The following is a 13,638-nucleotide window of genomic DNA, read 5'->3' as shown; positions in this document are numbered from 1 at the left end:
GGCGAAGACGACGCAGTCCTCATGGGCGGAGACGAGGACGCAAGTCCGCCATTCAGTCCGTCGACGAGCCTCCGGAGTCTGGGGCGAGGTTTGTCTCACCTTTTGTTTTCGCCGGACGACCGGCACCGAGGCGAAGCTCGCCCCAGACCGCAGCAATCGCAGGCGCCGCGTGCCATGCGAGGCTTCGGCACGTCTCCTTGCGCCGCGGTTTTCCCGGGGTGGCGCGGCGCGCGAGGGAGCGATAGGCTCGCGCCAATCGATTCAAGAGCAAGAAGGCATCAGCCCTGTGAGCAATTCCAGCAAATCCATTATCGACCCGGTCAAGCTCGACAAGCTCGGCGAAGTCGCCATCAAGGTCGGCCTGCAACTGGCCGAAGGCCAGGACCTGATCATCACCGCCCCGATGACGGCCGCACCCCTGGTGCGTCGCATCACCGAACATGCCTACAAGGCCGGCGCGGGTCTGGTGACCACCATCTATTCCGACGAAGAAGCGACCCTGTCCCGCTTCCGCCATGCCAAGGACGCCAGCTTTGATCGCGCCGCCGGCTGGCTCTATGCCGGCATGGCCGAGGCCTACAAGAACAATGCGGCCCGCCTTGCCATCTCTGGCGACAACCCGATGATGCTGGCCAATGAAGACCCCGAAAAGGTCTCCCGCGCCAATCGCGCCAACTCGGCCGCCTATCGTCCGGCGCTGGAACTGATCACCGGCTTCGCCATCAACTGGAACATTGTCTCCTATCCCACGCCCAACTGGGCCAAGTTGGTCTTCCCCAACGATCCCGAAGACGTGGCCATCGCCAAATTGGCCGATGCCATCTTCAAGGCGTCCCGTGTCGATCAGGACGATCCCATCGCCGCCTGGAAGGCGCACAATGCCAACCTTGAGGCCCGCTGGACCTGGCTCAATGGCAAGAAGTTCTCGGCGCTGAAATATACCGGTCCGGGCACCGACCTGACCGTCGGCCTGGCCGATGGCCATCGCTGGAAGGGTGGCGCCTCGGAAGCCAAGAACGGCGTCACCTGCAATCCAAATATTCCCACCGAGGAAGTCTTCACCACCCCGCACCGCCTCCGCGTCGAGGGTACGGTGTCGGCCACCAAGCCGCTCTCGCATAACGGCACCTTGATCGAGAACATCCAGGCGCGCTTCGAGGAAGGTCGGATGGTCGAGCTCAAGGCCACCAAGGGCGAGAACGTCTTTAACAAGGTGCTCGATACCGACGAAGGCGCCCGGCGCCTCGGCGAAGTGGCCCTGGTGCCGCACTCCTCGCCGATCTCGGCGTCCGGCATCCTGTTCTACAACACCCTTTATGACGAGAACGCTAGCTGCCACATCGCCATGGGTCAGTGCTATGCCGACTGTTTCGAAGGTGGCAAGGATCTGACCCCGGATCAGATTTTCGCCCAGGGCGGCAACAAGTCTCTCATCCACATCGACTGGATGATCGGCTCCGATAAGGTCGATATCGACGGCGTTCACGCCGACGGCACCACCGAGCCCGTCATGCGCAAGGGCGAATGGGCGTTCTGATTGCGCCCCTAGATCTCACCTCCCCCTTCGAAGGGGGAGGTAGCGTCGCTCGGCCCGCAGGGCCTGGCAGAGCTTGGTGGGGGTGAGGGCTTCCTACTCCCCCTTCAGCTCCAGGAATTCCTCGGCACTTAGCACCAGCTTGCGGTCGATTTCGCCGATTTCGTTCTCGTCCTTGCCCTCATAGTCCAGCCCATGCAGCACGGTGCGGATGGCGTTGAGCCTGAGGCGCTTCTTGTCATTGGCCCGGATCACCGTCCATGGCGCATGGGCGCTATCGGTCTCGCGCAGCATCCTGTCCCGCGCCTCGGAGTAATCCTCCCACTTGGTCAGGGCCTTAAGATCGACCGGTGAGAGCTTCCAGGTCTTGAGCGGGTCATGGGCACGGTCGTGGAACCGCTTCAACTGCATTTCCCGGCCAATCGAGAGCCAGAGCTTGAAGATCTTGATCCCGTCCCGGGTCAATTGCTTTTCAAAGTCCGGCGCCTCTTCAAGGAAGCGCGTCGTTTCCTCCGGTGTAGAGAACCCCATCACCGGTTCGACCACCGCCCGGTTGTACCAGGAGCGGTCGAACAGCACCATTTCCCCGGCTGCCGGCAGCCAGTCGACATAGCGCTGGAAATACCATTGCGTACGCTCCCGATCATTGGGCTTGGGCAGCGCGGCGATGATGTTGTGGCGCGGATTGAGGTTTTCCAGAAACCGTTTGATGGTGCCGCCCTTGCCCGCGGCGTCGCGGCCTTCAAAGATTATAATCGTGCGCGTACCGGCCTTGGCCATATGCGCCTGGTGCAGCACCAACTGCTTTTGCAGCTTGTAGAACTGCGTGTCATAATCATCGCTGTCGAGCTTGTCCTCATAAGGGTAGGCTCCCGATCCGAACGCCGCCTTCTTGATGGATTTGGGCAGGTCCGGATCGTTGATGTCAAAGCCGTCGATGGGATCGGTCACGCTGTCTCTCCGTTGTCATATAGACCGTGCTATGAACCCGGTTCCCGCGCAAGAGGCGGGCCCATTGCATTGATTCGACCTCCCGACATGGACGATCTGAGAACCACACATCTGACACGCAGGCCCGCCAACGCATTGGTGCGCCTTGCCGGACAGGTGCCGCTGCTGCTCGGTCTGGCGGGCATGGTCATCGTCTTCGTGGTCTTTGGCGGGTTGCGCATCGATCTGGCCATGATCGGCTATCTGGTGCTGGTCGGGTTCGTCGCCATGCTGCCCCAGCCGGTTGTCACAGTCACCCGCACATTGGAAGTGCCGGTTCCGGCACCGGTCCAGCCCGTCATCGAACAGGACATGCTGCCCGCCTTTGTTGAGGCCCTGGGCGATCCGGGCCTGGTGCTCGACGGCCGCGGTGCGGTGTTGCATCGCAATGGCGCGGCTGCCCGACAATATCCCAGCCTGCAACTGGGTCGCGTGATGACCCTGGTCATGCGCAATCCTGATCTGGTGGCGGCCATCGAAGGCTCGCAGCGGACCGGCGAACCGCGCAGTTTCGAACTGCATGAAACTGTCCCCTCGGAAACCTGGGACCGGGTCGTGGTCGCACCCATTCGCCGCCCGGACCGGGACTGGTTTGCCGATGAGAACCGGCAAATGCTTGTCACTTTCCAGAGCCTGACCGAACTCAAGCGGGTCGACGCGCTACGCACCGACTTCATCGCCAATGCCAGCCACGAGATGCGCACCCCGCTCGCCTCCCTGGTCGGCTTTATCGACACCCTGCTTGGCCCCGCCGCTCGCGACGCTGCGGCGCGCGAAAAATTCCTCGGCATCATGCGCAGCCAGGCCGAGCGGATGAGCCGGCTGATCGATGATCTTCTCAGCCTTTCGCGCATTGAAATGCACCAGCACGTGCGCCCCACGGGGTCGGTGGATCTGACAGCCTTGTTGCGCGAAGTGCGCGAGGGCCTGCAGACCCAGGCCAAGGCCGCCGCCATCGATGTGATCCTGACCATGCCCAAGGCGCCGGTCACCGTGTCCGGGGATCGCAGCCAGCTCTATGAAGTGTTCGAGAACCTGATCGATAACGCCATCAAATATGGCGCCGATGGCAAGACTGTCGAAGTCGAGTTGGTGGACATCGACCGTTCCGGCCTCAAGCATATGGTCAGCGTCACCGATCACGGTCCGGGCGTCGAGCCCGAACACGTGCCGCGTATGACCGAGCGGTTTTACCGCATCGACGCCGAAGCCAGCCGGAAGAAGAAGGGCACGGGCCTGGGTCTGGCCATCGTCAAACACATCATCCAGCGCCATCGCGGCCAGATGAGCATCCGCTCCAGGCCCGGCGAAGGGCTGCGCGTCGAGGTTCTGCTACCCTGACACCGACTGCCCGACCCATCTTGTCCCCGCAGGTGTGGGCAGGTGCTATGTTTGGGCGGTGAGAGGCGGGGACTGGCAACGTCCATTTCCATGGGCACACAAAAAAGGCGCCCCGCGGCGCCTTCTTGTAAAAGCCTGTCAGCGCCTCAGCGCTTCTTTTTCTCGAGCTGGTGATAGGCCCGGCGCGAATGAAACTCGCAATAGGGACCGCTCTCCAGGCTGTGTTGGCCGCAGAAGTAAAAATCCTTGGTCAGCGGATCGCCGATCGGCCACTTGCAGGTGCTTTCGCTCAACTGCAGCAGGTTGAGGCGCTTGTCCTCGGGAATGAAGAGTTCTGCGGCGGCTGGTGCCACATAGACCTCTGTGTCCATTTCCGGGCTGGCGGCCAGCGCCGTGGCCCCCATGACCTGCGGACGGGACATCGACACGCGCGGCTTGGCGCTCATCGTGCTGGTGCTCGACGAACTGGTCGAGGGCCGGCGCGGCGCCGAGGGGCGTGCTGCGGGGCGCGAGCGCGGTGCTGTATTGGTGGGCTTGGCCCGGGCCGAAAGCTTGAGACGGTGGACCTTGCCGATCACGGCATTGCGGGTAACCCCTTCGCCCAGTTCAGCCGCAATCTGGCTGGCACTGAGCCCTTCCATCCAAAGCTTTTTCAAAAGTTCGACGCGCTCGTCCGTCCAGCCCATCGGTTGCGCTCCTGAAACCATTGTCAAAACAGAATCCTTCATTGTGCGGCCAGAGTGGCACTGGCTGCCATATCGACTCTACAGCTCGTATGTTGAGCGGGTCCGCCACACGAGATATCGTGTCCCCAACGCCATGGAGAATACGCCATCGGCGGAATCAGGATCAAGAGTCGGGGTCGATTTTCCCCGTTTATTCATTGGTTAAAATTACGCTAACGATCCTTGAGTCAATTCAGGCACTTGGCGGGTTGCAGATTGACTTTATGGCCTCATCTCGCCTAATTCTCGGGCCCAGACGCGCGGCCGAGAGGGCGCGTTTTTGGTTTCTGTGGCAGCTTTGCCACGCGTGTTGCAACCGTTCTTCAGACAAAAGGGAAATTCATCATGTCTGCGCTCTACGGCACCTATGCCCGGTCCGATCTCGCCTTCGAGCGGGGCGAGGGCATGCGCCTGTATGATCAGCATGGCCGGGAATTTCTCGATTTTCATTCCGGCATCGCCGTCAATGCCCTTGGCCACGGCGATCCGCATCTTGTCACCACGCTCAAGGCAGCGGCCGACAAGGTTTGGCACACCTCGAATGTGTTCACTATTCCCGAGCAGGAACGGTTGGGCCAGCGGCTGGTCGACTCCACGTTTGCCGATAAGGTCTTCTTCACCAATTCAGGCGCCGAGGCGCTCGAATGCGCCATCAAGACGGCTCGGCACCACTTTCATTCCAAGGGCGAGCCAGACCGCTACGAGGTGATTGCCTTCACCGGCTCCTTCCATGGCCGGACCCTGGGCACCATCGCCGCCGGCGGCAATCCCAGCTATCTCGAAGGCTTCGGCCCGCCAATGCCCGGTTTCAAGCATGCAGACCCCGGCGACCTCGAAGCCGTCAAGGCGCTGGTTGGCCCGCAGACCTGCGCCATACTGATCGAGCCGGTGCAGGGCGAGGGCGGCGTCACTGCCATGAGCAGCGAGTTCCTCCAGGGCTTGCGCCAGATCTGCGACGAGCATGGCCTGCTGCTCATCTTCGATGAGGTGCAGTGCGGTTTTGGGCGCACCGGCCGCTTCTTTGCGTTCGAATGGGCCGACATCACGCCTGACATCGTGGCTGTGGCCAAGGCCATTGGCGGCGGCTTCCCGCTGGGCGCGTGCCTGGCCACCGAGGCTGCATCCGCCTCCATGGTGCCGGGCACACACGGCTCCACCTATGGCGGCAATCCGCTCGGCTGCGCCATGGGCAATGCGGTGCTCGACCGCATTCAGGCGCCCGGCTTCCTGGATCATGTCGCTCAGATGGGTCAGCGCCTGGCCTGGCATCTGCAGCAGCTCGCGCAAAAATATCCCGACTACGTGCTTGAACTGCGCGGCAAAGGCTTGCTTGCAGGCATCAAGATCGCGCCGCCAGTGCGCGATTTCGTGGCGCGCCTGCGTGATGATCATCAGCTTCTGGCGATTGGTGCCGGCGACAATGTGCTGCGCCTTCTGCCCCCGCTCATCGTCTCCGAAGCCGATATCGAGGATGCGATAAGCCGGATAGGCGCTGCTTTCGACGCGATCGAGGCCGAAACGGCCTCCACGGCTGCGGCGGGCTGAACGTCATGCTGATATTCTATCATTTTGGGCGACGCCGAGGCGGTTCCTGACCCCTGTCCGCCGGGCTTTTTCGCCCGTTCGGACCGCATTTCGTCCAATTCCATTCAAGCGTCACAAAAGGACCCCGGCCTATGAATTCGACCGGAACCCCGAGACATTTTCTCTCCATCGACGATTTTTCCTATGGCGAGCTGCGCGGCATGCTCAACCAGGCCGGCGCCCTCAAGGCACGCCTCAAGGAAGGTGATCGCCCCCAGCTCCTCAAGGACAAGGTGCTGGCCATGATTTTCGAACGCCAGTCCACCCGCACCCGGGTTAGCTTCGATGTCGGCATGCGCCAGCTTGGCGGCCAGACCTTGATGCTTTCGGGTCAGGAAATGCAACTGAGCCGCGAAGAAACCCTGGCCGACACCGCCCAGGTAATGAGCCGCTATGTGGACGCGATCATGATCCGCATCCTCAGCCATGCCGACCTGCTCGAGCTGGCTGAGGCCGCCACAGTGCCGGTCATCAATGGCCTGACGCGCCGGGCGCATCCGTGCCAGATCATGGCCGACCTGCTGACATTTGAAGAGCATCGCGGCAACATCAAGGGCGCCAAGGTGACCTGGGTGGGCGACAGCAACAATGTGCTCCATTCCTGGGTCAACGCGGCCGAGCTGTTTGGCTGCGAGCTGACCATTTCGGTGCCCGAAGAGTACAGCCCCGAAAAGGACCTCAAGGAAGATATCAAGCGGGCCGGTTCTGCAGTGCGCATGGTCGAGGACCCGCGCGAGGCCGTCGAGGGAGCTGATCTGGTCATCACGGACACATGGGTGTCGATGGGCGACACTGATGCAGCCGAGCGGCGCCGCATCTTGAAACCCTATCAGGTCAACACCAATCTAATGAGCTTGGCGAACAAGGACGCCCTGTTCATGCACTGCCTGCCCGCCCATCGCGGCGACGAGGTAACCGACGAGGTGATCGATGGTCCCCAGTCGGTGGTGTTTGACGAGGCAGAAAACCGCCTCCATGCCCAGAAAGCCGTTTTGTGCTGGGCCTTTGGGGTCGAAACGAATTAGACGGGCTTTTGCCTGTCTTTGCTGAACCATCTAGGCTTTCACCCCCGCGCGAGCGGGGGCGTCTGTTTGAGCGGGCAGGGCGCGCCGGCGTCTCACTGCCATGCCAGAGGTTGGCTAGCGCGTTTGGCCTTCAAGGCGTAGCCTTTGGAAAGACAAGTGAATAATGACCACGGAACAGACCATGACTGACAACCTGCTCTCCAGCCTGGGCCTTGATCGCCCCGAGACCGGTGACGACGCCGTGGTGCCCTTCACCCTCGACAAGCTCGATTCCCGCGGCCGCGTGGTACGCCTTGGCGCCGCGCTCGATACCATTCTCAGCCGTCACGATTATCCCTTGCCGGTCGCCCGGCTATTGGGTGAGGCCGTGGTACTGTCGGCGCTGATCGGTTCCTCGCTTAAATTCGAAGGCCGCTTCATTCTGCAGACCCAGACCGATGGTCCGGTCAATCTTATCGTCGTCGATTTTGATGCGCCCGATGGCATGCGCGGCTATGCGCGCTTTGACCAGGACGCCCTGCTCAAGGCCGCCGAGGCGGGCAAGACTAGTCCTGCCGATCTGCTGGGCAAGGGCCATCTGGCCATGACCATCGATCAGGGCGAGCACACCGAGCGCTACCAGGGCATCGTGGCGCTCGATGACAACTCGCTCGAAGAGGTGGCCCACACTTACTTCATGCAGTCAGAGCAGATCCCCACCCAGGTTCGACTGGCTGTGGCGCAGATGTCGACCCGCGGCGACCATCGCCCGCGTTGGCGGGCCGGCGGCATGCTGATCCAGCACCTGCCGCCCAATGGTCTATCGGCCATGGCCGATCTGCCCGGCGATGGCGATTTCGACAACCCCGATATGGTCGATCCCGATTTTGTCGAGGCCGACGGCTGGTCCGAGGCCAAGGCCCTTTTGGGCACGGTTGGTGATCTGGAATTGTCCGACCCGGACCTGTCGCCCGAGCGCCTGCTGTTCCGCCTGTTTCACGAGACAGGTGTCCGGGTATTTCCGCCCCAGGATCTTGAGGAGCGCTGCACCTGTTCGGCCGATCGCATAGAAGACATGCTGGCCAATAGTTTCTCGGATGCGGAGCGTCAGGACATGGCGGTGGATGGCGAAATCGAAGTGGTTTGCGAATTCTGCTCGACTGCTTACCGGTTTAATCCCCACCACTTTCATTCGGAAAGTTAACTCATTGTCAGGTTGGCGTTTTCTTTAAGGCGCCAACCTCATTCTACTTGCCTTCCAAAAAGAACAGGGCCAATGTTCCCCGCATTCAAACGGTCGAAGGGGGAATGCCGGGATGAATGCCGATTTGATGTCCACCATCGAGGGCATCCAGAACCAGACGACCGTCAACGCCATTCTTGACATCATGAATCGGGCCATCAGCAATTATGGCTTCGAGCGCTTCATTGTTTCCGGCTTGCCCGATCCAGGCATGGATGTGCGCCCATTCGTACTTCTCTCCGGCTGGAAAGAGGAGTGGTATGAGCGCTACACCGGGCTAGGCTATGTCCATCTCGATCCGGTCGCACGGCACTGCTTCTCCACCGCAGTGCCCTTTGACTGGTCCCAGGCGCCCTATGATCAGGAAAACGACAAAGCTGCCCGACAAGTCATGGAAGAGGCACGCGAGTTCGGTATGGGCGAAGGCTTTTGCGTGCCCGTTCATATGGAAGGGGGCATGCAAGGGGTCGTATCCCTGGTCGGCAGTCCCGGTCATCTCGACGAAAAGCAGCGCTTCGAATTGCACATGCTCTCTCTTTATGCCCATGGGCGGTTGCGCTACCTCAACGGCCCGGCCGGGCGGCCACGTGGCCGCCGTGTCATCACCCCGCGCGAGGCGGAAATTCTCAAATGGGCCGCGGCAGGCAAAACGGCCTCCGAGATCGCCGAAATCACGGGGCTCACTCCGCGCACCATCAATCAGCATTGCGAGAATGCGCAAAAGCGCATGGGCACCAGCAATCGGCTGCACACCGTGGTCGAGGCGATCCGGCACAAGCTGATCACGCTCTAAACCGGCGCGGCAACGCTGCAGGGATATTGGCGAGCTGCGCCCGGTCATGGGGCAAGTCCGGAGGCAATTCGTTGCAGCTTCGGAAAATTTTGCACAATACTGTGATTTCTACCAATTTCGTTTCGGCATCCCCCTGTGCCAAATACGCAAGTCGATGCGGGTTGCATGGGGGCAGGCCGATGAAGTTGCACATCGTCCGCAGTCCTGCGGACCGGCAGGGCCGTGACTTGTTGGAACAGAGCTTTCGCCTGCGCCACAGGATCTTCGTCGAAATGGCGGGCTGGAGCGCCTTGCGCCGTGACGATGCGCGCGACGTGGACGCCTTCGACAATGGTGATGCGACGCATCTTTTGATTTCCGATTCCGGTGTCGTGGTGGGTGGATCCCGCCTGACCCCTCTGAATCGGCCGAACTTGCTGCAGACTGTCTTTAACGGGTTAGTGCAAGGAGACTTCCCCGCCCACCCTTCGCTTGGGGCCGATTGGACACGTTTCTACGTGCATCCCGATCGACGCGAAGGCCGGCGGCGCGCTCCCGAGTCTGCAGCCCTTTTCTGCGCGGTGATGGAGTACGCCCTGTCGCAGGGCTATAGCTTCATCACCTTTGTGTCCTCCATCTCCATGCTTGAGCATGGCACCGCGGTGGGGTGGCGCATTACACCTATGGGGGAGCCTGCGATCAGTGATGGCAAGCCCATCGTGGCGGCCTGGATCGAAGTGTCCGAACGGGCCTTGCAGAATGTGCGACGGAGCACCGGGATGAGCAGACCACTCGTCCCGGTTTCTTCTTCGCCCGCCCCGATGTGGCCAGACGGACCGCACCTAGCCTGACGGGCTTTTCGGTATGTCCCAAGCAGTTGCCCTCCTGCAAACAATTCTTGGCCCGCACACGTCGGTGGCACTGGCGCGGGCGACCCTGGATCAGGCGCTGGCGGCTGAAGTGGACCCGTTGCATTGGTGCGCCATTCATCTCGACCAGTCCGCCGCCCAGATCATGGCGCGAGCGGCCGGTTGGGCCGGGCTCAGCTTTCTTGACACTGTGCCAGGGCATGGCGAGGCTTGCCTGGAAACAGGCCGTATGGAAGCCCTGGGTCAGGTGCGCCTGTTTCGCACGCGCCTGCATGACCGGGAGGTGGCCTTTGCTGCGCCCGATTTCCTGGGCGTGCTGCGCCTGGCCCGGCTGCGGCAGGAGCGGCCGCATCTGTGCCGCACGATCTTTCTGGTGCCCGAATCCGCCCTGCGCACCTTTTTGGTGGACCATGCAGGCCCGGCTCTGATCGACTCGGCGCGGCAGAACATGGCGCGGTTCTGGCCGCGTGCTGCGGCGCAATTGGAACTGACCGCGCCAGTCCGGCACGGGTTTGCTGCAATCCTGGTGCTGGCAGCCCTGGCAATCCTGTGCACGCCCTTGGTTGGCCCGGCGCTTCTGGCGCCTATCTGGTTTGCCCTTGTCATGTTGCCGACCCTGCTGCGGCTGCTTGCGCTGGCGGTACCGCAACAGGAAGTGCTTCCCACGCGCCGAACAGATAACGCGGATTTGCCGGTCTATTCGATCTTGGTCCCGCTCCGAGACGAGGCCAACATGGTGCCCCAGCTGTTCCAGACGCTGAGGGCCCTCGATTATCCGGTAGAAAAACTCGATATTGTCTTTGTGGTCGAAAGCCGTTCCCCCCGCACCATTCAGGCCCTTCGTCGTCACCTGCCCGATCCGCGCTTTGCGGTGCGGATCGTGCCCGATGCCTTGCCGCGTACCAAGCCCAAGGCGCTCGATTTCGCGCTGCCGCTGTGCAGGGGAGAGTTCGTCGTGGTCTATGACGCCGAAGATCGTCCCGAACCCGACCAGCTTCGGCGTATCGTGGACCAGTTTGTCAAACAGCCCGAATTGGAGTGCATTCAAGCCCGGCTCGTTATCGACAATGCAGACCAAGGCTGGTTGCCCGCGCTGTTTGCCGGCGAATATGCAGGGCTTTTTTCTGTCCTGCTGCCAGCCTTGGCTCGCTGGGGCCTGGTCATGCCGCTGGGCGGAACCTCAAATCATTTTCGGCTGGAAACCCTGCGCGGCCTGGGGGGCTGGGACGCGTTCAACGTTACTGAGGACGCCGACCTGGGCGTGCGCCTGGCGCGCCGCAAACTGCGCTGTGCCACCAGCACCGCCCGCACCTTCGAGGCTGCTCCCACTCACCTGCGACCCTGGCTCGGCCAGCGGACCCGCTGGATGAAAGGCTGGATGCAGACCTACGCGGTGCATAATCGTCATCCCGAGGATCTGCTGGCAGACCTGGGCTGGCGCGGCATGGCCGGGCTGCAACTCGTGTTGCTCGGCATGGTGCTGACCCCGCTGCTGCATGCCGGCTTTCTGCTTTCCCTGCCCCTACTCTACTTCACCGGCCAGTTGGCCGGATCGGCATTCCACCCCTGGTCGCTGGCCTGTCTGGCGGTACTGTTGTTGGGCAGCGCCGTGGCGATTGCGGTCAATCTGGTGGGATTGTCTCGCAGCAGACAGGCAGAGGTGAGCAGGTGGCAGGCCCTGGTGCCCGCCTATTGGGCCTTGATCGCCTTCTCTACCGTGCTGGCCCTGCGCGACTTCACTCAAAGGCCTTTCCACTGGTTCAAGTCGCCGCATCACGCGAGCACCGATCCGGTCGATCCGACCCGGGCCGAGACTGGGAGGCGGGCAGTGTCCGTGGTTCAACCGGCCGGAAACACTTTCCAGCGCCGGGGTCGGAAACCGATCCGGGACCGCTCCGCCGCCGGATGATCGAAGGGCAGGTCGATCTCGACCCGGTGCAATGATTGCGAGAGCTCGATCTCCAGGCGCCGCGTTCCCCCAACGCGACGGCTGGCCACAACCGCGCCACCGAGAACCGTATCACCTTCCACCAGTTCGACTTCATGGGGCCGGAAGAACAATTGACCTGCGCCGGTTACGTCGGGCGCGGCAAGGCCCAGCGTCTGTCCGGCGAGTTGAACGCCGCCATTCTCAACGGTGACGGGCAATCTGCTCGATGCCCCGATAAACCCGAAGACAAAGGGGGAGGCCGGCGTGTCGTACACCGCATCTGGTGTCCCCACCTGTTCGATCCTGCCCTGGCTCATTACACATAGCCTGTCGGCCAGTTCCAGGGCTTCTTCCTGGTCATGGGTTACAAACACCGTGGTGTGCCCGGTCCGCTCGTGAATTTCGCGCAGCCATTTGCGCAATTCGCGCCGCACCTGCGCATCGAGCGCGCCGAAAGGTTCATCGAGCAATAGCACGCGCGGTTCTGTGGCGAGGGCCCGGGCCAGGGCGACCCGCTGACGCTGTCCGCCCGAAAGCTGGCTGGGGAAGCGCTTTTCAAGGCCCGAAAGCTGCACCAGATCGAGTAGTTCCATCGCCCGGCGGTAAATTTCGGCGCCAGCGGGCCGAGTAGCCCAGGGCCGCACCTTGAGACCGAAGGACACATTTTCCAGAATGTTCATATGCCGGAACAGGGCGTAGTGCTGGAACACGAAGCCGATATTGCGCTCTTGCACGCTTCTGTCCGAAGCATCCTTCTCGCCAAACAGAATGCGGCCGCTGGTCGGCCGTTCGAGGCCCGCGATCAGGCGCAACAGGGTGGTCTTTCCTGAACCTGATGGACCGAGCAAGGCGATCAACTCGCCCGATTGGATCTTGAGCGACACATCGTGGAGCGCCGGAAACCGGTCAAACTCCTTGCGAACCCTTTCTGCGCGAACATCCATCTTGCTTCCCGTCGACCTGTTGCAACCGGTATTCGGAACAAATCTGCGCCCATCGCAAGGGGGCTGGTCCGAGCCGGCCACGAATTCTTATTCCCCGACACAGGCGGCGCCATATTCTCGCACGATAGCGGCGGCGAGCGCACTGCGGTTTAACTGGTACGGTGATCCTCATAAGGGGGACGGTGTTGGTGCCTCCCGCTGAGCCTTTCGTGTTTGCCAGGCTCTGGGGGGAGGGCATGCGCGCGGAGTCATCATGACATGCCGGCCGATCCGTCGCTGGGCCCGTCCGCTTCAACAACACGATGCGATGCGAAAAGATCGCCGGAGCACGAAAAGCCCTGCAAATGCTGGGGCTCGGAGTCACTTATGCACAAGGCCCGCACTGCCCCTGGAAGAAATGTCATCTTTCTTTCACGAGGGGTGTTGACGGCCAGAAGGGGCTCCCCTATAACCCCGCTCGTTGACGACGCAAGTGCCTCCGGCGCTTCCACTGACAACGATCCTTAAAGGGCAGAGTTGCTGCCGGTTCGCCGGACAGGAAATGCTGTTCCCCAACGGAATTACAGAGAGTGCAAACTCTCACCGACGCTTTAGTCCTCGCGGGCACTGGGTCAGCTCTTTGACATTGTGAAGAATAGAAGAAAGAGAAACGTGGACGGCGAGGTTCTTGCGAACTGGCTGGGAAGCAATTCCTGGTTGGTT

Annotated in this window: 11 protein-coding genes; 8 read left to right on the top strand and 3 right to left on the bottom strand. The window is 61.7% G+C overall.

What is annotated here, in order from left to right; all coding sequences use genetic code 11:
• The first annotated feature begins 286 nt into the window (after positions 1-286).
• Positions 287-1,537: an aminopeptidase gene (locus GGR20_RS12480; protein WP_420827446.1), complete on the top strand. Its 1,251-nt coding sequence runs from the start codon at positions 287-289 to the stop codon at positions 1,535-1,537.
• 93 nt (positions 1,538-1,630) lie between these two features.
• Here the strand turns inward: GGR20_RS12480 and ppk2 are convergent, their stop codons facing one another.
• A complete protein-coding gene (gene ppk2, locus GGR20_RS12475; RefSeq protein ID WP_183311697.1) occupies positions 1,631-2,485 on the bottom strand; it encodes a polyphosphate kinase 2 in 855 nt (284 codons plus the stop codon).
• 87 nt (positions 2,486-2,572) lie between these two features.
• On the opposite strand from ppk2, the gene GGR20_RS12470 reads away from it, so the two are divergent.
• Positions 2,573-3,865 carry a sensor histidine kinase gene (locus GGR20_RS12470; protein WP_183311696.1) on the top strand — a complete coding sequence of 431 codons (1,293 nt, stop codon included), beginning with the start codon at positions 2,573-2,575 and terminating at the stop codon, positions 3,863-3,865.
• A 146-nt stretch (positions 3,866-4,011) separates the two neighbouring features.
• Here GGR20_RS12470 and GGR20_RS12465 read toward each other — a convergent pair whose 3' ends face one another.
• Positions 4,012-4,551, bottom strand: a complete 540-nt coding sequence (locus GGR20_RS12465) for a GcrA family cell cycle regulator (RefSeq protein ID WP_183311695.1) — start codon at positions 4,549-4,551, stop codon at positions 4,012-4,014.
• 384 nt (positions 4,552-4,935) lie between these two features.
• Between GGR20_RS12465 and GGR20_RS12460 the strand changes: the two genes are divergently transcribed.
• From GGR20_RS12460 to GGR20_RS12435, 6 genes are all read left to right on the top strand, one after another.
• Positions 4,936-6,135 (top strand): aspartate aminotransferase family protein, encoded by a 1,200-nt coding sequence (locus tag GGR20_RS12460; RefSeq protein ID WP_183311694.1) that lies wholly within the window; start codon positions 4,936-4,938, stop codon positions 6,133-6,135.
• Positions 6,136-6,266: 131 nt separating this feature from the next.
• Positions 6,267-7,199 carry an ornithine carbamoyltransferase gene (gene argF / locus GGR20_RS12455; RefSeq protein ID WP_183311693.1) on the top strand — a complete coding sequence of 311 codons (933 nt, stop codon included), beginning with the start codon at positions 6,267-6,269 and terminating at the stop codon, positions 7,197-7,199.
• A 163-nt stretch (positions 7,200-7,362) separates the two neighbouring features.
• Positions 7,363-8,382, top strand: a complete 1,020-nt coding sequence (locus GGR20_RS12450; RefSeq protein WP_246349588.1) for an Hsp33 family molecular chaperone — start codon at positions 7,363-7,365, stop codon at positions 8,380-8,382.
• A gap of 112 nt (positions 8,383-8,494) precedes the next feature.
• Positions 8,495-9,214 carry a helix-turn-helix transcriptional regulator gene (locus tag GGR20_RS12445; protein WP_183311692.1) on the top strand — a complete coding sequence of 240 codons (720 nt, stop codon included), beginning with the start codon at positions 8,495-8,497 and terminating at the stop codon, positions 9,212-9,214.
• Positions 9,215-9,393: 179 nt separating this feature from the next.
• Positions 9,394-10,044, top strand: coding sequence for an acyl-homoserine-lactone synthase (locus GGR20_RS12440; protein WP_183311691.1), 651 nt, complete (start codon positions 9,394-9,396; stop codon positions 10,042-10,044).
• A 13-nt stretch (positions 10,045-10,057) separates the two neighbouring features.
• On the top strand, positions 10,058-11,971 hold the full coding sequence (locus tag GGR20_RS12435; RefSeq protein ID WP_183311690.1) for a glycosyltransferase family 2 protein: 1,914 nt from the start codon (positions 10,058-10,060) through the stop codon (positions 11,969-11,971).
• Here GGR20_RS12435 and GGR20_RS12430 read toward each other — a convergent pair.
• Entirely contained in the window at positions 11,902-12,936 is a 1,035-nt protein-coding gene (locus GGR20_RS12430) for a sulfate/molybdate ABC transporter ATP-binding protein (protein ID WP_183311689.1), read from the bottom strand. The two genes, GGR20_RS12435 and GGR20_RS12430, sit on opposite strands and share 70 nt — an antisense overlap.
• Between the last annotated feature and the right edge of the window lie 702 nt (positions 12,937-13,638).

It is taken from the genome of Devosia subaequoris, assembly GCF_014197055.1.
Classification (GTDB): domain Bacteria; phylum Pseudomonadota; class Alphaproteobacteria; order Rhizobiales; family Devosiaceae; genus Devosia; species Devosia subaequoris.
The sequence above is the reverse complement of the archived record's forward strand: the minus strand, read 5'-3'. Positions and strand labels throughout refer to the sequence as shown.